Origin of the sequence: Nocardia vulneris, assembly GCF_001613425.1 — a bacterium.
GTDB lineage: Bacteria > Actinomycetota > Actinomycetes > Mycobacteriales > Mycobacteriaceae > Nocardia > Nocardia vulneris.
In genome coordinates, this window is the sequence record NZ_BDCI01000047.1 from 12,673 (window position 1) to 32,397 (window position 19,725).

22 protein-coding genes and 1 pseudogene are annotated in these 19,725 nt (G+C 67.9%); 6 read left to right on the forward strand and 17 right to left on the reverse strand.

Translation table 11 applies throughout. The features are described 5' to 3' along the window. Nucleotides 1-20: 20 nt before the first annotated feature. From NVU01S_RS37965 to NVU01S_RS38010, 10 genes are all read right to left on the reverse strand, one after another. Nucleotides 21-1,001 (reverse strand): DUF5914 domain-containing protein, encoded by a 981-nt coding sequence (locus NVU01S_RS37965; protein WP_043677802.1) that lies wholly within the window; start codon nt 999-1,001, stop codon nt 21-23. After that, the gene (locus NVU01S_RS37970; protein WP_043677803.1) at nt 998-2,584 is read right to left on the reverse strand and encodes an FAD-dependent oxidoreductase; all 1,587 of its coding nucleotides are present in this window, start codon (nt 2,582-2,584) and stop codon (nt 998-1,000) included. The genes NVU01S_RS37965 and NVU01S_RS37970 overlap by 4 nt, the downstream gene beginning before the upstream one ends. Beyond that, the gene (locus NVU01S_RS37975; protein ID WP_043677806.1) at nt 2,581-2,913 is read right to left on the reverse strand and encodes a lycopene cyclase domain-containing protein; all 333 of its coding nucleotides are present in this window, start codon (nt 2,911-2,913) and stop codon (nt 2,581-2,583) included. Before NVU01S_RS37975 ends, NVU01S_RS37970 begins: the two co-directional genes overlap by 4 nt. After that, complete coding sequence (locus tag NVU01S_RS37980; RefSeq protein WP_043677808.1) at nt 2,910-3,248, reverse strand: lycopene cyclase domain-containing protein; 339 nt, start codon at nt 3,246-3,248, stop codon at nt 2,910-2,912. Before NVU01S_RS37980 ends, NVU01S_RS37975 begins: the two co-directional genes overlap by 4 nt. Nucleotides 3,249-3,257: 9 nt before the next feature. Beyond that, nucleotides 3,258-4,244 (reverse strand): phytoene/squalene synthase family protein, encoded by a 987-nt coding sequence (locus NVU01S_RS37985; RefSeq protein WP_043677810.1) that lies wholly within the window; start codon nt 4,242-4,244, stop codon nt 3,258-3,260. After that, on the reverse strand, nt 4,241-5,764 hold the full coding sequence (gene crtI, locus NVU01S_RS37990) for a phytoene desaturase family protein (protein ID WP_043677885.1): 1,524 nt from the start codon (nt 5,762-5,764) through the stop codon (nt 4,241-4,243). Before crtI ends, NVU01S_RS37985 begins: the two co-directional genes overlap by 4 nt. Before the next feature lie 13 nt (nt 5,765-5,777). Then, entirely contained in the window at nt 5,778-6,890 is a 1,113-nt protein-coding gene (locus NVU01S_RS37995; RefSeq protein WP_082032294.1) for a polyprenyl synthetase family protein, read from the reverse strand. Beyond that, the gene (locus NVU01S_RS38000) at nt 6,887-8,209 is read right to left on the reverse strand and encodes a glycosyltransferase (protein ID WP_063776031.1); all 1,323 of its coding nucleotides are present in this window, start codon (nt 8,207-8,209) and stop codon (nt 6,887-6,889) included. The genes NVU01S_RS37995 and NVU01S_RS38000 overlap by 4 nt, the downstream gene beginning before the upstream one ends. Next, nucleotides 8,194-8,346 carry a hypothetical protein gene (locus NVU01S_RS43820; RefSeq protein ID WP_156161816.1) on the reverse strand — a complete coding sequence of 51 codons (153 nt, stop codon included), beginning with the start codon at nt 8,344-8,346 and terminating at the stop codon, nt 8,194-8,196. The genes NVU01S_RS38000 and NVU01S_RS43820 overlap by 16 nt, the downstream gene beginning before the upstream one ends. 346 nt (nt 8,347-8,692) lie before the next feature. Continuing rightward, nucleotides 8,693-9,565 (reverse strand): MerR family transcriptional regulator, encoded by an 873-nt coding sequence (locus NVU01S_RS38010; protein WP_043677812.1) that lies wholly within the window; start codon nt 9,563-9,565, stop codon nt 8,693-8,695. Nucleotides 9,566-9,785: 220 nt separating this feature from the next. On the opposite strand from NVU01S_RS38010, the gene NVU01S_RS38015 reads away from it, so the two are divergent. The 3 genes from NVU01S_RS38015 to NVU01S_RS38025 all read left to right on the forward strand — a co-directional run bounded on the left by NVU01S_RS38015 (nt 9,786) and on the right by NVU01S_RS38025 (nt 11,733). After that, complete coding sequence (locus NVU01S_RS38015; RefSeq protein ID WP_043677813.1) at nt 9,786-10,286, forward strand: DUF6764 family protein; 501 nt, start codon at nt 9,786-9,788, stop codon at nt 10,284-10,286. 99 nt (nt 10,287-10,385) lie between these two features. Next, complete coding sequence (locus NVU01S_RS38020) at nt 10,386-11,261, forward strand: class I SAM-dependent methyltransferase (protein WP_063776032.1); 876 nt, start codon at nt 10,386-10,388, stop codon at nt 11,259-11,261. Beyond that, entirely contained in the window at nt 11,245-11,733 is a 489-nt protein-coding gene (locus NVU01S_RS38025; RefSeq protein WP_082032295.1) for a TspO/MBR family protein, read from the forward strand. The genes NVU01S_RS38020 and NVU01S_RS38025 overlap by 17 nt, the downstream gene beginning before the upstream one ends. Nucleotides 11,734-11,779: 46 nt before the next feature. Here NVU01S_RS38025 and NVU01S_RS38030 read toward each other — a convergent pair whose 3' ends face one another. The 4 genes from NVU01S_RS38030 to NVU01S_RS38045 form a co-directional block, all read right to left on the reverse strand. Beyond that, complete coding sequence (locus tag NVU01S_RS38030; RefSeq protein ID WP_043677814.1) at nt 11,780-12,943, reverse strand: epoxide hydrolase family protein; 1,164 nt, start codon at nt 12,941-12,943, stop codon at nt 11,780-11,782. A gap of 121 nt (nt 12,944-13,064) precedes the next feature. Then, nucleotides 13,065-13,949: a Sco1979 family transcriptional regulator gene (locus NVU01S_RS38035; protein WP_043677815.1), complete on the reverse strand. Its 885-nt coding sequence runs from the start codon at nt 13,947-13,949 to the stop codon at nt 13,065-13,067. A gap of 147 nt (nt 13,950-14,096) precedes the next feature. Then, complete coding sequence (locus NVU01S_RS38040; protein WP_043677816.1) at nt 14,097-15,056, reverse strand: glycoside hydrolase family 113 protein; 960 nt, start codon at nt 15,054-15,056, stop codon at nt 14,097-14,099. Beyond that, nucleotides 15,050-15,253, reverse strand: coding sequence for a hypothetical protein (locus NVU01S_RS38045; protein ID WP_043677817.1), 204 nt, complete (start codon nt 15,251-15,253; stop codon nt 15,050-15,052). Before NVU01S_RS38045 ends, NVU01S_RS38040 begins: the two co-directional genes overlap by 7 nt. Before the next feature lie 70 nt (nt 15,254-15,323). On the opposite strand from NVU01S_RS38045, the gene NVU01S_RS38050 reads away from it, so the two are divergent. The 3 genes from NVU01S_RS38050 to NVU01S_RS38060 all read left to right on the forward strand — a co-directional run bounded on the left by NVU01S_RS38050 (nt 15,324) and on the right by NVU01S_RS38060 (nt 18,168). Next, a complete protein-coding gene (locus NVU01S_RS38050; RefSeq protein ID WP_043677818.1) occupies nt 15,324-15,914 on the forward strand; it encodes a TetR/AcrR family transcriptional regulator in 591 nt (196 codons plus the stop codon). A 161-nt stretch (nt 15,915-16,075) separates the two neighbouring features. After that, nucleotides 16,076-16,594, forward strand: coding sequence for a nuclear transport factor 2 family protein (locus tag NVU01S_RS38055; protein WP_043677820.1), 519 nt, complete (start codon nt 16,076-16,078; stop codon nt 16,592-16,594). 347 nt (nt 16,595-16,941) lie between these two features. Further along, complete coding sequence (locus tag NVU01S_RS38060; RefSeq protein ID WP_052281093.1) at nt 16,942-18,168, forward strand: FAD-dependent monooxygenase; 1,227 nt, start codon at nt 16,942-16,944, stop codon at nt 18,166-18,168. A gap of 88 nt (nt 18,169-18,256) precedes the next feature. Here the strand turns inward: NVU01S_RS38060 and NVU01S_RS45525 are convergent. The 3 genes and pseudogenes from NVU01S_RS45525 to NVU01S_RS38070 all read right to left on the reverse strand — a co-directional run. Continuing rightward, nucleotides 18,257-18,541: pseudogene (locus tag NVU01S_RS45525) on the reverse strand (methyltransferase); the annotation flags it as partial. A 24-nt stretch (nt 18,542-18,565) separates the two neighbouring features. Then, entirely contained in the window at nt 18,566-19,015 is a 450-nt protein-coding gene (locus NVU01S_RS45595; protein WP_483143703.1) for a methyltransferase family protein, read from the reverse strand. Continuing rightward, nucleotides 18,906-19,673 (reverse strand): winged helix-turn-helix transcriptional regulator, encoded by a 768-nt coding sequence (locus tag NVU01S_RS38070; RefSeq protein ID WP_063776033.1) that lies wholly within the window; start codon nt 19,671-19,673, stop codon nt 18,906-18,908. The genes NVU01S_RS45595 and NVU01S_RS38070 overlap by 110 nt, the downstream gene beginning before the upstream one ends. Nucleotides 19,674-19,725: the final 52 nt, after the last annotated feature.

Consider the following 19,725-nt stretch of genomic DNA (forward strand, 5'->3'; position numbering starts at 1 on the left):
GGTCCGCGTGGTTTCCGGCCTCACCGCGACCGGTTACGCAGGTGATAGCGGCGCTCGGCATAGACCAGGTCATCGCGCCACAGCCGTTCGGCCGCATACCGCATCATCGGACGCAACAGCGGTAGCACCGGTCCGGCGTGGCGGAAGCCCGGACGCTCGGAATAGGCGATCACGGCCTCGACCACCGCGGTCCGGGCGCGGCCGTCCGGGCCCGGACCCATTGGGGTGGCGTGGGTTTCGACCACACTGCCGGTACCTTCGCCGGAGATGATCCGCATGACGATGGTGCGCGGGTCCGGACAGGTGAATTCCGCCTCGACCGGCACGCCGAGTCGGCGGGTCACCCGGAAGGTCACCGTCAGCAGGAATCGATGATTGTCGTCGGTGATGCCATGGCGTGGTGGTGTCTGTGTCACCTCCAAGCGGGCGAACGAGTACGGGTGGAACCAGGATCCGTGCCAAGGATCGAGGCGGTTGGCGATGATGTCGCGCGGTTCACAGACGCCGACCAGGCGGGTCACGGCGTTCACGGCCGCATCGGCGGGGCGATCGCCGAGAATCGGGGCGGCGGTGGGTTCTTCGCCACCGACCGCGTCCAAGCGCACCCAGGCGAGTACCCCGTCGTCGTGACCGGGATACGGGCACCATCGCGACGAGCCCTGTGCGCCGACCCGCAGTCCGTGCCACCGGCAGATCAGCGCGGCGTCTTCGATCTGTGCGGTCGCGAGATCGGCTCCCAGGTGTGGGCACGCCCCGGGACCCACGTGCAGGCTCCCGCTGTGATCGCGCCACGCGACGACCTCCACGCCGGCGACCGTGGTGGCGAACGGCCGATCCTGGCGGATCTCCCGGCTCCCGGCGATCACGTACCAATTGCCCGACGGCCGACCCTGCGACCAGCGCAGCGCCGCCGCGATCAGCGCCGGATCGGCATCGCCATAGGTGGGACGTTGCCGTGCCCACTTCTCCGGCGAGAACCGTTGCAGCGGAATCTTGTTCATCGATCAGTCCTTCCGCGGCCGGCCAGCGCACGCAATACCGCCGAGCGCCCCTGGCCCGGTACTGTCTGCAACCGGTGCCCCGCACCGCCCCACCGGCTCAGCAGCGCGTTCGCCGCGAGCCAGCCGGTGGTCGCGGCGCGTTCCATCAACGCGACCGGTAGGTCGACGCGGATACCGTCACCGGCCAGCACGAGTCCGGGTTGCGGTGTCCGCACTCCGGGCCGCCGTGCGAAGTCGCCAGGGGCGAAACGGGGGCAGTCCTGGCGCCACAACATGGTTTCACCGACAACGCGCGCGTCGGCGGTCTCGGGATAGATCTCGTGCAACCGGGCGAGCAGTCGGCCGCGCACCTGCTCGGCCTGCCCGTCCGGCGGCGGCCCGTCCGCTACCGCATAGGCGTGCAGTTCGATGACGCTGCCACCGCGTTCGCGAGCCCAGTCGGACGCTTGGCGCTCGTAGGTATCCACGACGCTGATGTTGTCCAGCGGGTCCATCCCACCGGTTCCCAGGAAACCGGGCCGATCCGCGCGCACCGGACGGTCCAGCCACAGGCGATAGACGGCGAAGCTCGGAGCTGTCGCCAAATCCGCTATGTCAGAGCGCCATTCGGCGGTGCCGAGCGTCGGCGACGCGGCCACGATGCGTCGCAGCCCGGCGATATCGGCCGCCAGCACCACCGCGTCGGCCGATATCGCCGCGCCCGCGTCGTCGGTGACGAGGAAACCGCCGCCGGTGGTTTCGATCCGGTCCACCGTTACGCCCGTGTGGAACCGGACGGTTCCGGGGCGTCCCTGAACACCTGATGCGGTGAGGTACTCCCGTAGCGGCGTCCACAGGCTCGCGTCGAAATTGTCCGCCGCGACGTCGAATACCAGTCCCTCGCTGGAACCGAGAAAATAGATGTGGAACATCGTCGCCAGTTCCGCGGCCGACATGTGCCGGGGTTCGACGAAGAAGCTGCGCGAGAACACCTCGAAAGCCAAGTGCCGGGCCGCTTCCGGGAAGTTGATCTCGCGCAGGAAGGTTTCCGCGTCCAGGTGGTCGAGCAACTCGTAGATGCCCGGCACCGACACCGCCGCCAACGGCGCCGCCGCACGCGCATCGAGCCGGATCAGGTCACGTAACCGAAACGTGGGACTGCGCAACGCGAAGGCGAGCGCGTTCCATGGTGGTGTCCGGGGCAGACCACGAAAGCTGTCCAGGCGACCGTGGCCGTCGATCAGCGGGTAGTCGTCCAGCCTGCGCAACCTGCCGAGCTGCGGATCACTGCGCGACAACAACTTTCGCAAGTTGTAGTACTGCGCGAAGAAGGCGTGGAAGCCGCGATTCATGGCGACCGGGGTGCCGTCGGGCAACTCCTGCGCCCAGCCGCCCACTCGCCCACCCAGATAGTGCTCCCGCTCGACGACCTCGACATCGACACCGCGCTCGGCCAGGCCGGTCGCGGCCGCCAAACCCGCGATGCCCGCGCCCACGACGACCGCTCTGGGCCGGATGCCCCCTCGGCCGAGATCGGCCAGACCCGGCGCTGCCGGGTAGCGCACCCGGCGCGCATCACGCCCGATTTCGGTGACGGTGGTCATCGTCGAGATTCCTCCTCTCGCTGCCGCGTCCGCTCCCAGCCGAGCAGCACCGCGGTCACCAGCGCGAACCCGAAGAGAAAGTCCTCCACCGGGATGTCCAACGGAAAGCGCAGTCCGAGAATATGATTCGGGTCGTAGCTGACGATGGGGGCATGCAGCTTGGTGAGCCAGCCGTCGACCGGGATCTGGAAGGCGAGCACGATCACCATCGACAGCCAGTAGGCCGACCGGCGAAACAGTCCGGTGCGCAGCCATTTCCACTCCAGCACGCAGACTACGGCGACCGCCGCGACGGCGGGCAGCGTGTAGCCGATGCCACCGAAGTTCACCGCTCGGCCCGCTTCCGGCGCATTGCCGCTGCGGTGCGCAGCAGCCGCTCGACCGCCACGAAGGTCAGTAGCCCGCACAGCGGTACCACCACGAAGAACAGGAGTTCCTCCAGCGGTAGCCCACCCGGCAGCAGGACGCCGACTATGTACCGCGAGTTGAAATTCCACACGCCTGCGGCGATCGCGACGAGATCCCAGATGACGAAAGCGGCGACCGGCACCAGGGTGCCGAGCAGCAGCCGAGGCCTGCGATACACGCCCTGGCCGACGAATTCCAGGGGGACCGTCAACAGCACGCACGCGAGCAGGACGAACAGATAATGCCATCGATCCACGCGCCCTCCTCAACGATCCTCTTGGGCGGTGCCGCGCACCGGTGCGGGCACCGAAACCGGCACGGGTGGTGCGTCACTGCGCCGACGGACCCACCAGGCTTCGACCGCACCGGATACGCCGACGCGCAACCGCGTCCAGGTGCCGACGCGGGCCCGATGCCCGAAGACTTCGAAGTCGCGCTGCTCGATGCGATCGAGAATGCGCGCGTAGAGGGTCAGTGCCGTCGCTACGCAGGGCTGGGAACGCGGTGCCAGCGACTCGATTCCGGCGCGGGCGTAGTCGTAGATTCCCCGGGTGATCTCGTGTTGTGCGGCCAACGCGGCACGAACCCTCGGCTCGACTTTGCGGTTACTGCTGCACCACAGCAGTAGTTCGCGATCGACGCCGTGCGCGGCGAGCTCATCGGCGGGCAGGTACACGCGGTCGCGCGCGAGGTCCTCGTCGATATCGCGTAGAAAGTTGGTGAGCTGGAACGCTTTACCCAAGGCCGCCGCGTACGGTGCGGCCTGGGCCACCGATGTCGCGGTCCCGAGCACCGGCAGCAGCTGCAGCCCGATCACCTCGGCCGAACCGTAGACATAGTCGTCGAGTTCGGCCCGGTTCGCATAGTCGGTGACCGACAGGTCCATCCGCATCGAAGCCAGGAACGCGTCGAAGAGATGCCCGGGGATTCGATAGCGTTCGGCGGTGTGCAGCACCGCCGCGAGCACCGGGTCGCCGTCTGCGTCGCCGGACTCGAATTGCCGGGCCAGCAGGCCCAATCGGCTTGCACGCTCGGGCACGGTGAGCAGCGGATCGAAACCGTCGAGGATATCGTCCGCACGCCGCGCGAATCCGTAGAGGGCGTGCACCGCGGGTCGCTGATCCGGCGCGAGCAACCGCGTCGCGAGGAAGAAGGTCTTGCCGTGTCTGGCGTTGAGCGCCCGGCATTCTCGATAGGACCGGCGTAGGGCCGGATCGCTGATCCCCGCGGCGTCGAGCTCGGTGCGCGTCATCGGACCTGCCGATCCGCGAAAGCCGCGGCCGCCTGGCCGGCCTCGCTCCAGGAGCCGGTCACTCGATCCGCGGCCAGGCGGCCGGAGATCAGCACCGGCGGTATCCCGACACCCGGAACGGTGGAACCGCCGGCCAGCACCACGTTCTCGACACCGCGAATCATGTTGGCGGGGCGGAATGGACCCGTTTGCGCGAAGGTGTGCGCCAGCGCGAAGGGGCTGCCGTCGAGCATGTCCTGACGTGCCCAGTCCGCGGGTGTCACCACCTGCAGCACCTCCGCCCCGCGCAGCGCATCGGACCCCAGCCGCCGGCGCGCGATGGCGAGGATCTGCTCGGCGTATTCCGGACCTGTTCGGTCCCAATCTATGTCGCCACGGGACAGATTCGGCGCGGGTGCGAGCAGGTAGAACAGGTCACGTCCCGGCGGGGCAAGCGAGGGATCCGCGGCGGTGGGCCGCGTGAGCAGCAGCGAGGGGTCGGACATGACCCGCCCCTCGGAGGTGATGTCGCGGAAGACGCTTTCCCACGCCGCACCGAACAGCAGTGAATGGTGCGCGATCTCGCTGCCGCGGTCACAACCGAGGTGCAGGATCACCGCCGACGGAGCAGCGCGCACGGCGACCGGACGTCGCGAACGATGGCCGAGCAGAGCGTGGCTACGGTGCAGTTCGGTGCTCAGGACCACTGCGTCACAAGCTATCTCGTCACCCTGAGCGGTGCGCACGGCGTGCACTCGACCGCCGGACCGGACCAGCTCCGTCACCGACGCGCCATAACGGAACCGCACACCGGCGTCGGTGGCCGCCGCCGCCAACGCGTCGGGTACCGCACGCATGCCCCCGCGCGGAAAGTACACCCCCGCCATGGTGTCCATGTGGGCGATCACGGCGTAGGCCGCCAGCGCGCGCTGGGGGGCGACGCCGGCGTACAACGACTGAAAGGTGAAGACGCGCCGCAGGTCCGGGTCGCTGATGAACTCGGCGACCTTGCGGTCCCAGCCGCGGAATCCGCCCAGGGCGACCAGCCGGGCCAGGGCGGGCGAAACCAGCGACAGCGGCGATTCGAAGTTCGACCCGATGAAACGATCGAACTCTGCCGCATACAGCTTGCCCAGCCAGTCCCGCAGCCTGCGGTATCCCGCGGCTTGCTCGGATCCACCGAACGCGGCGACCTGCCGCGCCATCTCCTCGGCGTCACTGTGCACGTCGAGCGTGCGGCCGTCGGCGAACCGCGCCTGATAGGCGGGAGTCACCGGGATCAGCTCCACCCGGTCCGCGGTCTTCTCCCCGACCGCCGCGAAAACGTCATCGAGCAGCTCGGGCATCGTGAGTACGGTCGGGCCGGTATCGATGCGATAGCCGTCGATATCGAGCCGACCCATCCGGCCGCCCGGCGTGGCGTCCCGCTCGACCACCGTGACCGAACGCCCGCGGCCGGCCAGGTGCAGCGCAGTGGACAGACCCGCCAGACCTGCGCCGACGACAACGACATGATCGGTGCGGCCTTTTACGGTGCGCATCATCTCTCCCTCGTCACAGCTGCCGCGCAGTGCACAGCAGCGCCATATGTTCCAGTGCCGCACGCCGATCCGCTGCCAGCGCGGCGGCGCCGAGCATCTCGGTGGCATCGGTCACCCGGTCGGCGATCATCGACTCGATGTACTCCGGCGCCCCGCTCGCCGCGATCAACTCCCGGCAGCGCGCGATCGCGGCGGTGTCGAGCACCGGCTGACCGGTCAACTCCGCCAACTCGATTCGAGTAGCGCTGTCGGCCACCTCGAACGCGGTGACCACCACGCTGGTCGCTTTGTGCTGGCCGAGGTCGCTGTCTTCCGGCTTCCCGGTGACCGCGGCGGACCCGAAGATGCCGAGCAGATCGTCACGCAGCTGGAAGGCCTCGCCGATGAGCGTCCCGTAGTGGCCGAGCACGGTTCTCGTCGTCGCCGGGCAATCGGCCAGTGCCGCACCGAGTTCCAGCGGCCGGCGCACGGTGTAGTCGCCGGATTTCGCGCGTGCGATGGCCAGCACCGCGTCCAGGGTGGGCATTTCCCGGCTGTCGTTGGACAGGTCGGCGAACTGCCCCACCGCCAATTCGATCCGCATCCGATCGTAGAGCGACCACAATCGCGCCAGCGCATCGGGCGCGAGTCCGCTGTCGCGCAACATCTGTTCGGCCCACACCAGGCACATGTCGCCGAGCAGAGTCGCTGCCGACGCGCCGAACCGGGCCGCCGACCCCGATCGGCCGTTCTTGTGATGCCGCTCGGCCAGTCGCAGATGGGCGGCCGCTTCGCCACGTCGCAGCATTCCCTCGTCCATCACATCGTCTTGCAGCAAAGCGAAGGCGTGCAGCAACTCCAGGCTGGCGGCCGCCCGCACGGCGGCCGGATCCGGCTCCTCCCCGCACAGCCAGCCCAGGTACATGAAGGTGGACCGCAGGCACTTGCCGCCGAGCACGTACTGCCGCAAGACCTCGTCGACACCCGTGCTCGCCAGCTCCTCGATTCGGGCCTGCCGTAAGAAGTCTTCGAGTTCGCCGAGCACGCGATCACGAAGCTCGTGCTGCCAGCGGGCGAAGTCGCGCCCACGATCCCACCCGGCCACCGTGCGCGGCGGTCCGACCGGATCGAAATACACTGTGCTCACTGGGGTTCTCCGTTTCGGGTAGCCGCGACGCCGGGATCGGCTCGTTGCCTGGTATGAGCAGACGACACCCGCGCCAGCGCCGTGGCGATCGACTCGAACGGGGCGTATCCGGCGATCTCGGTGGCCATCCGCCGCGCCGCCGCGCGGAGGTGCGGAGCAGACGCGACGTGGTCGACGGCCGCCGCGAGCGCGGCGGGCCGGGGACGAGCGGTCCCCAGATCGACGCCGACGCCGGAATAGGCGACACGGGAAGCGATTTCGGGTTTATCGGCGGTGTCGCCCGCGACGATCAGCGGCACGCCGTGCCGCAATGCCTGCTGCACGCCGCCGTACCCGCCGTTGGTGATCATCACATCCACGTGCGGCATCAAGTGTTCGTAGGGAACGAAGTCGGTGATGTACGCATTCGACGGAATCGGAGCAGCCGGCATCGGCGCACCACCCGTACACGCGACGACCACCAGATCGTGGCGATCACGCAAAGCCGTCAACGTCGGCCGGATCAACTGGTCGAAATCGTTGTTGTCCCAAGTACCTTGGGTCACGTGCACCACCTTGCGGCCGGTACGCAACGCGTCCCACCACGCCGGCAACACCGGATCCGGGGCGGCGGCGGGCGGGATCGGCCCGGTGAAGACCACCGAGCCGGGTAGGTCAGCCCGCGGGTACTCGAACCCGGGCACGGTGAACTGCAGGACCCGGTCGGCCAATACGGGCCAGTCCAGCAGAAAACGCGGCGCGGGACCTGCGCCGAGATCATGCAGCATCGCGTCGAGGCGGGTTTGCGCGCCGCGAAAGAGCAGTCGCTGCACGACGCGATTCATCGCTGTGTAGTCACGCCCCGCGCGCGGCTGCCAGCCGGTGCCGAACGGCGCACAGTCCGCGCTCGACAACATCAGCGGCACGACGCCGCACGCGAGAACCGGTGGACGCGGCGCGACACCGAGGACGAGCGGAATCGCGCCGGTGAACATGACATCGACCAGCACCGCATCGAACTCGGCCCGCTCCAGCACGGCGTGCAGCGCGTGATACTGGGCGCGCAGTGGCGACAGGAAGCCGGTTCGCATCTCGATCGTGCCGGTTCGCCAGCGCCGCACCAGGTTCGGCGTTCGGCCGCGAACAGCCCGCACGCGCGCCACCTCGGCTTCGCGCGGCAAGGATGTCACCGGCACGCCTGACGCCCGGGCCGCGTCCACGAAGGCCGCGCCGGTCAGGAACCGCACGTCGTGACCACGCCGACGCAACTCGGCCGCGACCGCCAGCATCGGTGTCACATGTCCGGGAATCGGTGACGCCGCGATCAGATATCGAGCCATGCAACTGTTCCTTCGCTGGTCGCCAGGCAGGCGCCGGCCACGTCGAGCCCGGCGATCCGGACGGCGGGCGGCGGCGCTGCCGCCCGCCCCAGCAAGGCCTCGACGCCGCCGGAGCAGGGTCGCTGCCTCGCGTTCACCGCCTCCGTGCCGATTGACACCTCCGTGCCGATTGACACCTCCGTACCGATTGACAGGGCGCCGATCGGGAAGACCGTACGGGTGCGAACCCACGCAAGCTCCTCTCGGGCGGTTGAGACACATCCTACGCTAAACGATGCGAAAACGATGCAGCATGTCGGCAGCATTGTCCGGTTCCTGAACCTTCGGGCATCTACGTCAAACCCCTTGCGGCACAACATTGGAGCGCCGACAGGCCCGGATCGCTACCGAGCCACCCGTCGCGACGGGGCGCCGCGCACACCGGCACGGCCTTCCAGACTCTTTCAGAAACTTAATCATTTGCCAAGTCCTTTCCCTGACAATTCAGCCGAGAAGGTCGATTGCCTCCTCCAGCGAGTCGACCCGAATCACCCCCTCGGGCAGGTCGTTCGCGCACCACCCGGGCCCCGCGGCGACGGTGCGAGCCGCAGTGTCGCGCACCGTCCGCGCCAGCTCCGGACTCGCCGTTTCCCGAGTATGCGACCACAACACCGCGACACTGCCCGGCCCCTGTTTGGCCATCGCGTCGGCGAGCGCATCCGCCGGCACCGACGCGCCCAGCAGCACCGCGGGGACACCACGCTCGGCCAGCGCCGCACGCAGCACTTCCAGCGGCAGCGAGTGCGTCTCCCCCGCGACGCACGCGAGCACGACCACCGGCACACCGGCCACCGGCCGCAGCAACGGCACCACCCGGTGCAGACTGGTGGCCACCGCCCAGGACAACATGTGTTCGACGTCGATCAATCGATCGCCGTCGGCCTGCCGCCGCTCGATTTCGGCAAACGCCGGACGGCACAACCGATTCCACGTCGCGACGACGCCGTAGCCGACGAAATGACCGATGATCGCCGCCAGCAGTTCCGTAGGGTCCAGGCGCTCCGCGGCCGCCAGCACGGGCGCCGTATCGCCGAGCGCGGGTACCGGAACAGAGACCGCCCGCGCCGCTCGGGCGGCATTGCCAGGACTCGCCCCGGCCCGCACCAGCCCCACCATCCGCGTGATCACGGCGAGATCGGTCTGCGAATAATGCCGATGCCTGCCCGGCCGATGCAGGGACGGGCCGAGACCATAGCGCTGCGTCCAGCTGCGCAAGGTCGCGACGGGGATCCCGACCATCCGCGCCGCCTGCCCCACGGTGTATTCGACGGCGGGCGCACGGGAGCTACCCCTTCCCGCGCCCTCGATGTCGTTCACGAACCATCACCGAGCGCAACCGGGCGGCCAGGCACCATCGCGTCTCCTCAGATCGGTTCTTTGCTGCACGATACCAACTAACGATGCACTATTGATGCAAGGTAGCCTGGCGGATATAGTTCATTTGCTTAACTATTAACTGTTTGAGATTGTTGGCGGAGGGCAACCGGCTGGTGGATGGCCACCTTGTGGCAAAGATCGACAGACTTAGGGAGAACCCATGTTCCACAACACTTCTCGCCGATTGACCGCAAGCCTGCTCGGGCTCGGCCTCTCGACCGTGGGCGCAGCCTGGATCGCCGCACCGCAGGCCGCGGCCGCACCCGCGGTGGATTGCCGCGCGCCGGGCGCCAGTCGGGTCGTCGGTGCGCTCGATGGGGCGCAGTGCGGGGCGAGCAGCGTCGACGGCAGCGCCGCTGCGGCGTTCGGCTTCGACGGCGCCGCCTACGCCGATGCCGGGCCCGCGAGCCTGGCGCTGGCGCTCGCGCAGAACGGCGGCACCGCCACGGCACGATCGCAGTCCCTGGCAGGTCCGGCCGCCATCGCCATCGGCCCCGGAGCCACCGTCAACGCCGCCGGCGTGCGCCCGGGACTGTCGATCGCCATCGCCGGGCCGGGAGCCACCGTCGAATTGACCGGACAGACCGGACCCACCTGCGGCGGTGGACTCGCGTTCGCCGGTGACTTCCAGACATTGCAAGGGTGTCTGTCCACCCGGTGACCCGGCGCAATTCATTGCGTCGACGCGAGGTCGCACCGGCGGCCTCGCGTCGACGGCGGGTCCACGACTTCGACGCATCCGACGATCAAAGGGGTTCTTATGCAAGCGGGTCAGCCGAGCCGGACCGCGTTGGGCGCTGCCCGCGGGCGCGCGGCGCATCAAAGCGCCGACGAACCAGTGATCTTTCACGATCCGCTGGCTGTTCCGATCGCCGAGGCGGCCGCCGCACTATCGGCCGAAGACCGCGAAGTGCCATGGGAAGCAAGGCTTTTCCTCGCGATGCGGCACCGCTTCGCCGAGGACGAACTCGCCGCCCGCGCGGATGACGTGCGTCAGGTCGTGGTTCTGGGCGCCGGCCTGGACACCTTCGGAGTGCGCAGCACCGCTCCGAACGTGACGGTCTTCGAGGTCGATCACCCCGACACCCAGGCCTGGAAACGGGACCGCCTCACCGAGGCCCGGATACCCGTGCCCGCATCGTTGCGTTTCGTAGCAGTGGATTTCGAGACCGACTCACTCTCGACTCGGCTGCGCGAGTCCGGATTCGATCCCGCCGCGCCGACCTTCTTCCTCTGGTTGGGTGTGGTCCAATACCTCACCGACGCAGCGATCGACACCACCCTGGGTTTCATCGCCGGCCTGCCCGCGCCGAGTCAGTTGATCATCGACTACAGCGAGCCGATATCGGCGCTGCCCCCGGACAATCGGGCCATGGTCGAAGTCCTCGCCGGAGTCATGGCGGCCATCGGCGAGCCATGGCTGTCGCTGTTCACCGCAGACGAAATCGCGGCCAAGCTGACCGAATTCGGCTTCGACGATATCGAGGACCTCGACTGGCCGGACATGATCGCCCGCTTCGCACCGGACAGCACCGCCACAGATCAGGTCGGCGGGCATGTCCTTCGAGCCGCACATCCAGGTCACCAGGCCGCCGAAGCAGCACCCGAAAGGACAGAAGATGAGCGTCACGAATAGTTTTCGACCACCCACGCCCGCCACGCTGCTACGCACCGGCGCAGCAGTCGCGGCGACCGCGCTGATCGGTTCGGCTGCGGCAGGACCGGGATCGGCGTGGTATCGGCGGGTGGACAAGCCTGGCTACCAACCACCGTCGGCCGTGTTCCCGATCGCCTGGACGCTGCTCTACGGCGATATCGCGGTAACCAGCGCCTACGCGCTCGACAACGCCGCCGAGCCCGAAAAGCGCTCACTCCGAGCAGCTTTGGCGGTGAACCTGGTCTTGAACGCGAGCTGGAGCTGGGTATTCTTCCGCGCCCATCGCCTCGGCGCCGCCACGGCCGTCGCCGCCGCGCTCACCGCCAGCAGCGCCGACCTCAGCCGACGAGTCGCCACAACCCACCCCGTCGGCCGGGCCTGCGCCGCCTACCCGGCGTGGTGCGCCTTCGCAACCGTGCTCTCGGCCGGCATCTGGCGCCGCAACCGCTGATCCACCCGCCGAGCGGCGCTAGCCGGAGATCTTGTTGCGCACTGGCTCAGTCGAGTTTCGCGAAGAAGGTGCGCAGGTCTGCGATGAGCGAGTCGGGGGCTTCCATGGCCAGGAAGTGGCCGCCGTGGTCGAGTTCGGTCCAGCGGACGATGTGGTGGTCGCGTTCGGCCCAGCGGCGGATGGTGACGTCGTGGGCGGAGACCAGCACGGCGGTGGGCACGGTGCTGCGCACGGCGGTCGACCAGTCCGCACCGCTCCACACGTTCGCGACGACGTCCTCGTAATAGACCTGAGCCGCCGAACCCGCGGTGCCGGTCAGCCAATACAGCGAGATGTCGAGGAGGATGCGATCACGGTCGATGCTGTCCTCGGGCAGACCGTCTTCGGGCATGGTCAGCTCCTTGAACTTCTCCACGATCCAGGCGAGCTGACCCACCGGCGAATCGTGCAGCCCGTACGTCACCGTCTGCGGCCGCTTCGAATTGCATTGCAAGTACGCATCGTTGAAGTTCATCATGCGGTCCCAGCGTTGCTGTTCGACCTCGCTCAGCCCGTCCATCTCGCCGTCGGCCCCGATCGGGAACGTGATCATCGCGCCGACGTGAATGCCGACCACATGTTCCGGGTACTGCCTGCCGAGGTGCGGGGCGACGAAAGCGCCGGTGTCATAGCCGTGCACCCCGTAGTGGTCGTATCCGAGCCGAGTCATCAACTGGCCGAACACCGTTGCCATCTTGCCGGTGCTCATGCCCGGACCGGCCAGCGGTGTGGAGAACCCGAAGCCGGGCAGCGACGGGATGACCAGGTGGCAGGCTTCGGCCGGATCCCCACCGTGCGCAACGGGATTCGACAGCGGGCCGATCACGTCGAGAAAGTCGGTGAATCCACCCGGCCATCCGTGTAGCAGCAGCAACGGCGTCGCATCCGGCTCCGGCGAGCGGACGTGCAGGAAGTGGACATTCTGCCCGTCCACCGTGGTCATGAACTGCGGGAGTTCGTTGAGCATCGATTCCTGCGCCCGCCAGTCGAATTCGGTGCGCCAATAGTCGGCAAGCTCCTTCAGGTATTCGACCGGAACGCCGCGACTCCAGCCGACGCCGGGCACCTCGCCGGGCCAGCGGGTGTTGGCGAGCCGAGCGTGCAGGTCATCGAGTTCGGTCTGCGGAAACTCGATACGGAAGGGGCGGATGCTGTCCGGGGTGTTTGTCATGACGCCGACGGTATGGAGCGCTTAGGACAGATCTGTTCCTAAGCAGAAAACGTTCCTCACCTCTATGAACCACGACCTGCACGCGGCGAACTCGCCCAGGCTCAACGCACCCGGGCCCAATTCACAGCGCCGCGGCGGCGTCGATCATCAGCGCCCGGGAACGTTCCGGTGACTCCGCCTGAATCGAGAGGCGGTCCATGACCCCGCGGTAGAGCCGAACATCCTCCGGACGATCCAGATACAGCGCGGTGGTCAACTGCTCCAAGTAGATGATGTCGGTCAGTTCCTGTTCGGCGAAGCGCAAGATGGTGAACGAACTTCCCGCGGCCGCGCTACCACCGGAGCCGTACGACAGCACCTGGATCGTCACGTTGGGCATGGCCGACATATCCACGAGATGCTCGATCTGTTCCCGCTGGACCGCCGTACCGCCGACCGGCCGATGCAGCACCGCCTCATCGAGTACCGCCCAAAGAAACGGTCCGCCAGGGGCAGCCAGAATCCGCTGCCGGTTGGTCCGCAATTCCACGCGGCGCGCCGCCTCGTTGCCGTCCTCGCCCATCTCGACAACGGCGGCAGCGTAGTTCCCGGTCTGCAACAGACCCGGAACCAGTTGGCCCTCATAGGTTCTGATCATCTGTGCCGCCCCTTCGAGACCGACGTAGGTCTCGAACCATTGCGGCAGCAGGTCGTTGTATCGATGCCACCAGCCCGGCTCGTTGGCCTTGCGTGCGAGATCGATGAACATCTTCCGCTGCTCGGAGTCGGTCACTCCGTAGAGATCCAGCAGATCCGCGATGTCACGTTCTTTGAACCCGGTGCGCCCCAACTCGAGCCGGCTGATCTTGGCGTACGAACCACGAATGTGGTCACCCGCCTCCTGCGGTGTGACGCCACATTGCTCACGCAGCTTGCGGAGTTGGCCACCGACCGCGATCCGCAACGCCGTCGGCCCTAATTCTGCGACTCGGGGGTCGACGACGATCCGGGCCGGTTCTGCGGTCATGGGTTCTCCGATGTTGGAAGTCCACAGCAGCAGCGCCGCCAGGCCCTCCCGGGCCGGACCGCGCCAGCGCTGATGATAACGCGCGAGTGCGCAACCAGCCCGCAGCCACGGCTCGGTCGTTTCGACCCGTTCGAACCTGGACGTGATTCATCTCGGCGAATAGCGTTCGGCTACCGCGTCGAAGGCCTGCTTGCGCTCGATGGACCCGTCGGTACCCACCGTGACCAGGCCGAAGCCTGCTTTGTCGAGGTCGTACGCGGGATCGTCGGCGTGGGAAAAACCCGGCATGGCGAAGGTGAAGACGAAGCAACCGTGCACCCCTTCGGTGTCGAACAGGTCGATCAGTTCGGTCAGGTAGCGGGCCTGTACGGATTCGTCGCGGGGATGGTCACCGCGGATGCGCGGTGGCGCGGCGAACCAGTCGACGATCTGGAACGAGCCCGCGCCACGGCGGTCGGCATCGGCGAACGCGCCGCAGCCGAATTCGGTGATGATCACCGGCTTTTCGTGGTCGCGCACCAGCGCGCGGATCCGGTCGCGGTAGGTGTCCTGGTTGCGGGCGGAACGGTAGAGGGCGGCACCGACGAGGTCGAACGGTGTCCAGTCGACGGACTCCCAGCCGGCGGCGGAGTAGGTGATCGGGCCGCCGAAGCCGGCGCGCGCGACGGCGACGGCCCGAGCGAGGAGCTGGTGCAACCGGCGGTCGATCCGGCGACGTAGCACGCGATGGAACCGGATGACGAGTTGCAGGCGAAGAAACGAGCGCGGTCCGGGAACGATACCGGGCACGGTGTGGGAGAACTCGCTACCGACCAGGAGCGTGACGCGGCCGGGGTGTTCGCGGCGCAGAGCCTCGGCGGCTGCCGCGACGACGCCCAGGTGCCGCAGCATCTGCCGCTGCGGGCGGTCGGTGGGGTCGGGGCGGAGGTAGACGTCCAAGCCGAGCTCGAGCGCGGCACCGGCGGCGTCGATCAATTGCGTTGCGTCCCTGCCGATCAGCATGACGGTATCGCAGTGCAGGTCCGCGGCGATGATCCGCAGGTGCTCGCGCCGGTGGCCGGATTCGACGTCATCGATCAGGTACGAGACACCCTGGGGATTCAGCATCGCGACGCCGTCCGGTTCGAGCCGGCCACTGGTCCGCCGATGACGTCGAAGGTGCTCGGCAGGTCCTGCCCGATCCCCCGGGAGGCGTCCTCGCCATACCGGGCCAGTTCGGTGCGGAGCGTGGTGAATTCGTCGGACAGACGCTGCGGGCCGAGATGGCCGGGCCCGCCGCCGGTGTCGATACGAATCTCGGGCATGCCGTCGCCTCCTGACGCACATTGTTCGGAGTCAGCCGTATTATGTCACCTGTATTGCAAAGGGGTAGGCGTGCCGAAACAGGTGGATCATGACGAACGCCGGGCGCTGATCGCCCGCGCGCTGTGGCGTGTGGTGGATGAGCGCGGCGTCTTCCGCTTGAGCATGCGCGAAGTCGCCCAGGCGGCCGGCATGTCGCTGGGCCAGCTGCAGCACTATTTCGCCTCTCGCGAGGCCATGCTGAGTTTCGCAGTGGACTTCGCCGGCGAGCAGACCGGGCTGCGCGTGCAACAGGCCCTCGGTACCGACCCACACCCCCGTGCGGCGTTGCGGGTGCTGCTGACCGAGCTGCTTCCGCTGCGCCCCGAAGCCCGGGCGACCAGCCGCTTACACGCGGCATACGTGCTGGTCGCACTGCACGACCCGGCCGTTCACGACCGCGCCCGCGAGGGCCTGCTCCGGGGGCGTGATCTCGTGGAACAGCTTGTCCGGCGCGCGATCACCGACGGCGAGATCGCCGACGAGCGTGATCCGGTCCTCGAGACCGATCGCTTGCTCGCCCTCACCGGCTTCACCTCGCTGCTCGAACTCGGCGTCGTCACGCCCGAGCAGGTTTTCGCCGCCATCGATCAGCATCTACAGGAGCTGTTCGCCGAGCGGTGACAGGCTCCGTCGGTGCGCGACGCCATCACTGCGCCGGTTGGCGGGCTCATGTCCGGATGACGCCTCACATTCGGCCGAGCCATTTCGTCGGACTATCGCAAGCGCAGGTTCGGCGGCCAGGTAGCCGCGATCTGCCACCGAGAATCGCGAACGGAGACAGCATGGCAGCGCAGGAAATCCAGATCAGAGCGTTCCTGGCGAGCCGGACCGAGGCACAACGGTCCAAGGACATCGATCGGCTCATGTCCTTCTATTCGCCCGATATCGTCTATTACGACGCCATCGCGCCTTTGCGGTTCGCGGGGCGCGAGGATGTGCGCCGCAACTTCGTGCGGTGGTTCGATGGGTACGTCGGGCCCATCGGCTTGGAAACCCACGAGCTGACCGTCGTCGCGGCGCAAGACATAGCCTTCGCCAACATGCTGCATCTGGACTCGGGACAGCGCCGCGGCGGGATCGAGCTGCCGATCTGGGTGCGCGAAACGGTCTGCCTGCGCCGGACGGACGACACCTGGGCGGTAACGCACGAGCACATCTCGCTGCCGGTCAATCCGGCGAACTTTCAAGTGTGGTTCGCGACAGGCAAAGACGCGCCGGCCCGACGTGGTGGACGATCCATTTTCGGGCTGGTCACCCAGAGCGTGCTCACGCGTTTCGGCCTGCGGCGCAAGGCATTCTGAGGAGCAGGCCGCGCGGCAGTGCCGAGCGCGCTGCTGCGCAACCTGCCTGCGAACATCGACCTTTCTCGTCCACGGACTCGCCGCACTGCAGCGAGGGAACCGCCGGCAGACCTGAAACTGACGGAGAAATTACGCTGCCACAAGTAGAACCAAGTGCATGCGCCCCTTGATCATCCCGCACGGTGCCTGGCTGCCACCGGCCCACCTACGACGGGGTCACACAGCGGTTGCGCCGCGACGGCGTCGATGTGACGGTGCCCGACCCGGGGGGACGGTCACTCGCCGACGGACGTACCGCAGCAGTTTGCCCAGCATCAACGCATCGCGAGAGCACGGGAGAGGGCAGCATGAACACCGCAATCGTAATCGGCAGCGGCATCGGCGGATTGGGCGCGGCACTCGGTTTGACACGCGCCGGCTGGCAGGTGACCGTATTGGAACAGGCCGACGACTTCCGTACGGCCGGTGCGGGACTGATGCTGGCGCCCAACGCGGTTCGAGCACTGAACTGGCTAGGACTGTCCGACCGGCTTCGGACGCTGGACGCAGCGCAGGGAGCCACCGGTATCCGGACCGCATCCGGGCGGTGGCTGATGCAAGGGGACGTGCGCGAGGTGCACCGCAGATTCGGCGTCTCGGAATATGCACTGCACCAGGCCGACGTGCACGCCTGGCTCGTCGACGCGCTGCGGCAGACCGAGCTGTGCTCCGGACATCAGGTCACGGCAGTAGATCCCGATACCGGTACCGTGACGTTCCTGCGCCCGAACGGCGAAACCGGCTCGCGTAGCGCGGAACTCGTTGTCGCCGCGGACGGTCGCTACAGCCCGACCCGGGCGCGCCTTTTCCCCCACCATGCGGGAATGGCCTACACGGGGTACCTCACCTGGCAGGGCGTCGTACCCGCCTGCGCCGCGGCCGATATCGACACGAGCGGTGCGTCGATCGAGAGTTGGGGCCGCGGACAGCGATTCGGCATCACGGCGCTCGCCGCCGGGCAGGTGTCCTGGTACGCCACGCTGTCGGCCCCACCGAACACCTACGCCGAGACAGGCATCGACACGGTCGCGCGACTTTTCCGGGACTGGCACGATCCCATCCCCCGGTTACTCGCGGCCACGCCACCGGAATCGCTACTGCGACAAGACATCTATTCGCTGGAGGCGCCGCTGCCCACTTACGCGCGCAAACGAGTCGTCCTGCTCGGCGACGCGGCGCACGCGATCACGCCCGATTTCGGACAGGGCGCGGCGCAAGCGCTGGAGGACGCCGCGACACTCGGTCGGCTCGGCGCCCAGCTGCCCACCGCGCAATCCCTGGTGGTCGGCTACGACCTGGCACGGCGCGGACGGACGCAGCGGCTGGCGCGAGCCGCGGCCGTCCGGGGGCGGGTCGCGCAGTGGCGCAATCCGGCACAGGTCGCACTCCGCAACGGTCTGGTGTGGTCGACACCGCGCGCGGTGTATCTGCGCTCGATGCGCGAAATCTACTCCTGGACTCCGGAATCCACGCTCGCCGCGCAGGACGCCGGGGCATCGGGCACGACGGTGACCGTGCCGAAAGCAAACAGCTGACAGGCGCAATCGTTGCCGTGCCAGGCATGAGCCGCGGCGGCAAGCTCACCTACGGCATGTTTCGCGAATGGCCTCGCCTTCCCATTCGTCATCCTCGATGACCTCGCCGTCGCGATCGCGCAGCAGCAGGCGCGGCTTCTACGACACCCGGCCGGTCGAACACAATGCCGTGCCTTTCGCGGTGACCATTCCGGCTGAGCAACTCCACGAGCAAAGTACCGTCGCCGCCGCCGAGGTCGGCGATCGAAGCACCGCCGGGCAGCTGGTAGCCGTCGAACATACCCGCCCGCAGGGTGCCGGCGAAGACCGTCATGGCCCGCCCGAAAAGTTCCGCGAGTTCCGGATTGGTGGCGATGTGGTCGAAATACGGTGTGCCGAAATACTTTTGCGCGGCGGGCTACCCGGTCCGCAGGGTGTGCGCGAGCTCGGCGACCGCTCGATAGTGCCGGTGCGCGCCGCCCACGGCGATGCCGTACATCGACTGCGGATGCTGCTCGGACAAGGTTGCCCCGAGGGGGGTGACGGCCACCTTGTCAGCTTCTGTCCGAAACACCCCGTGCGGCGTGACGGTGCGGATAAGCCGAGCCAGCGCGTCGGCGTCCGACCCGGTCCGTTCCGCCAAGGCCGCCACCGTCCGGGGTCGTTCTTGATCCAGAATCGTTGCGACGCCCGCTTCCGTGAGCACGAACAATGCCTGCGACAGCAGGAACCGATGTCCGGGGTCCGCGGACTGCCGCTCACCCTCGACGACTTCCTGCGCTGACGGCGGGATCCGGGAGTTCGGCGTTCGGTGATCCGAGGCTCGGCGACACGGGATCCGGCGGCGCGGGGTCCTGTGGCGCCGGATACCGCACTGCTGCGGGAAAGCAGCGCAGCAGTGCGGCGAGCCGCTCGGTATCGCCCGCCACCTCGGCGTCTGCCCGCTCGACGGCGTCGTGCAGCGCCGCACCGGCGAAGACCAGATCGCGCAATGTCGCCGCCTCCGGCACGGTCAGCCACGCGTCGGGTTCGGCGTGCTCACCGCGGTCTAACTCGAGGTGCCCGCCCGCAACGGTGAGGCGGAACCGATCGCCCGCGACGTCCAGCTGGCAGCGCAGCGACAGCTCACCCGCCAGTGCCGGATCGAAGGTGGCGCGCAGGGCGAACAGGAGCGCGTCGACGCTCAGTTCCGCCGCGCCGTCCTCGGGCAGCGGTGCGCGGCTGCCCCAGTGGGCGAGCGCGCGGAGCACGGGCTCCAGTTCCTGCCCGCGCTCGGTGAGTTCATACACGGCGGCGGGGGCAGGCGGTCCCAGGCGCCTTCGCCGCACCAGGCCGTCGGCTTCGAGCTCGCGCAGCCGCTGCGCGAGGACGTTCTGGCTCATCTGCGGCAGCCCGCGGTGCAGGTCGGAGTAGCGCTTCGGGCCGAAGATCAGCTCCCGCACGACGAGCAACGCCCACCGCTCGCCGACCGCGTTCAGCGCTCGCGCGATGCCGCAGGGGTCGTCGAACAGCCGCTTCTTGCTCATGCACCCGATTGTACTTGCACAACAGGTGTGAGCACTCCTAAAGTAGGAGTAT

Bases quoted from the DNA above. Each gene is read 5' to 3' on its own strand.
- NVU01S_RS38030 (WP_043677814.1), bottom strand. From the start codon at position 12,943: ATGACAAACACCCCGGACAGCATCCGCCCCTTCCGTATCGAGTTTCCG.
- NVU01S_RS38070 (WP_063776033.1), bottom strand. From the start codon at position 19,673: ATGAGCAAGAAGCGGCTGTTCGACGACCCCTGCGGCATCGCGCGAGCG.
- NVU01S_RS38045 (WP_043677817.1), bottom strand. From the start codon at position 15,253: ATGCCCGAGATTCGTATCGACACCGGCGGCGGGCCCGGCCATCTCGGC.
- NVU01S_RS38055 (WP_043677820.1), top strand. From the start codon at position 16,076: ATGGCAGCGCAGGAAATCCAGATCAGAGCGTTCCTGGCGAGCCGGACC.
- NVU01S_RS38000 (WP_063776031.1), bottom strand. From the start codon at position 8,209: ATGGCTCGATATCTGATCGCGGCGTCACCGATTCCCGGACATGTGACA.
- NVU01S_RS37985 (WP_043677810.1), bottom strand. From the start codon at position 4,244: ATGACGCGCACCGAGCTCGACGCCGCGGGGATCAGCGATCCGGCCCTA.
- NVU01S_RS38060 (WP_052281093.1), top strand. From the start codon at position 16,942: ATGAACACCGCAATCGTAATCGGCAGCGGCATCGGCGGATTGGGCGCG.
- NVU01S_RS38025 (WP_082032295.1), top strand. From the start codon at position 11,245: ATGAGCGTCACGAATAGTTTTCGACCACCCACGCCCGCCACGCTGCTA.
- NVU01S_RS37970 (WP_043677803.1), bottom strand. From the start codon at position 2,584: ATGACCACCGTCACCGAAATCGGGCGTGATGCGCGCCGGGTGCGCTAC.
- NVU01S_RS38040 (WP_043677816.1), bottom strand. From the start codon at position 15,056: ATGCTGAATCCCCAGGGTGTCTCGTACCTGATCGATGACGTCGAATCC.
- crtI (WP_043677885.1), bottom strand. From the start codon at position 5,764: ATGCGCACCGTAAAAGGCCGCACCGATCATGTCGTTGTCGTCGGCGCA.
- NVU01S_RS38015 (WP_043677813.1), top strand. From the start codon at position 9,786: ATGTTCCACAACACTTCTCGCCGATTGACCGCAAGCCTGCTCGGGCTC.
- NVU01S_RS37965 (WP_043677802.1), bottom strand. From the start codon at position 1,001: ATGAACAAGATTCCGCTGCAACGGTTCTCGCCGGAGAAGTGGGCACGG.
- NVU01S_RS38020 (WP_063776032.1), top strand. From the start codon at position 10,386: ATGCAAGCGGGTCAGCCGAGCCGGACCGCGTTGGGCGCTGCCCGCGGG.
- NVU01S_RS38035 (WP_043677815.1), bottom strand. From the start codon at position 13,949: ATGACCGCAGAACCGGCCCGGATCGTCGTCGACCCCCGAGTCGCAGAA.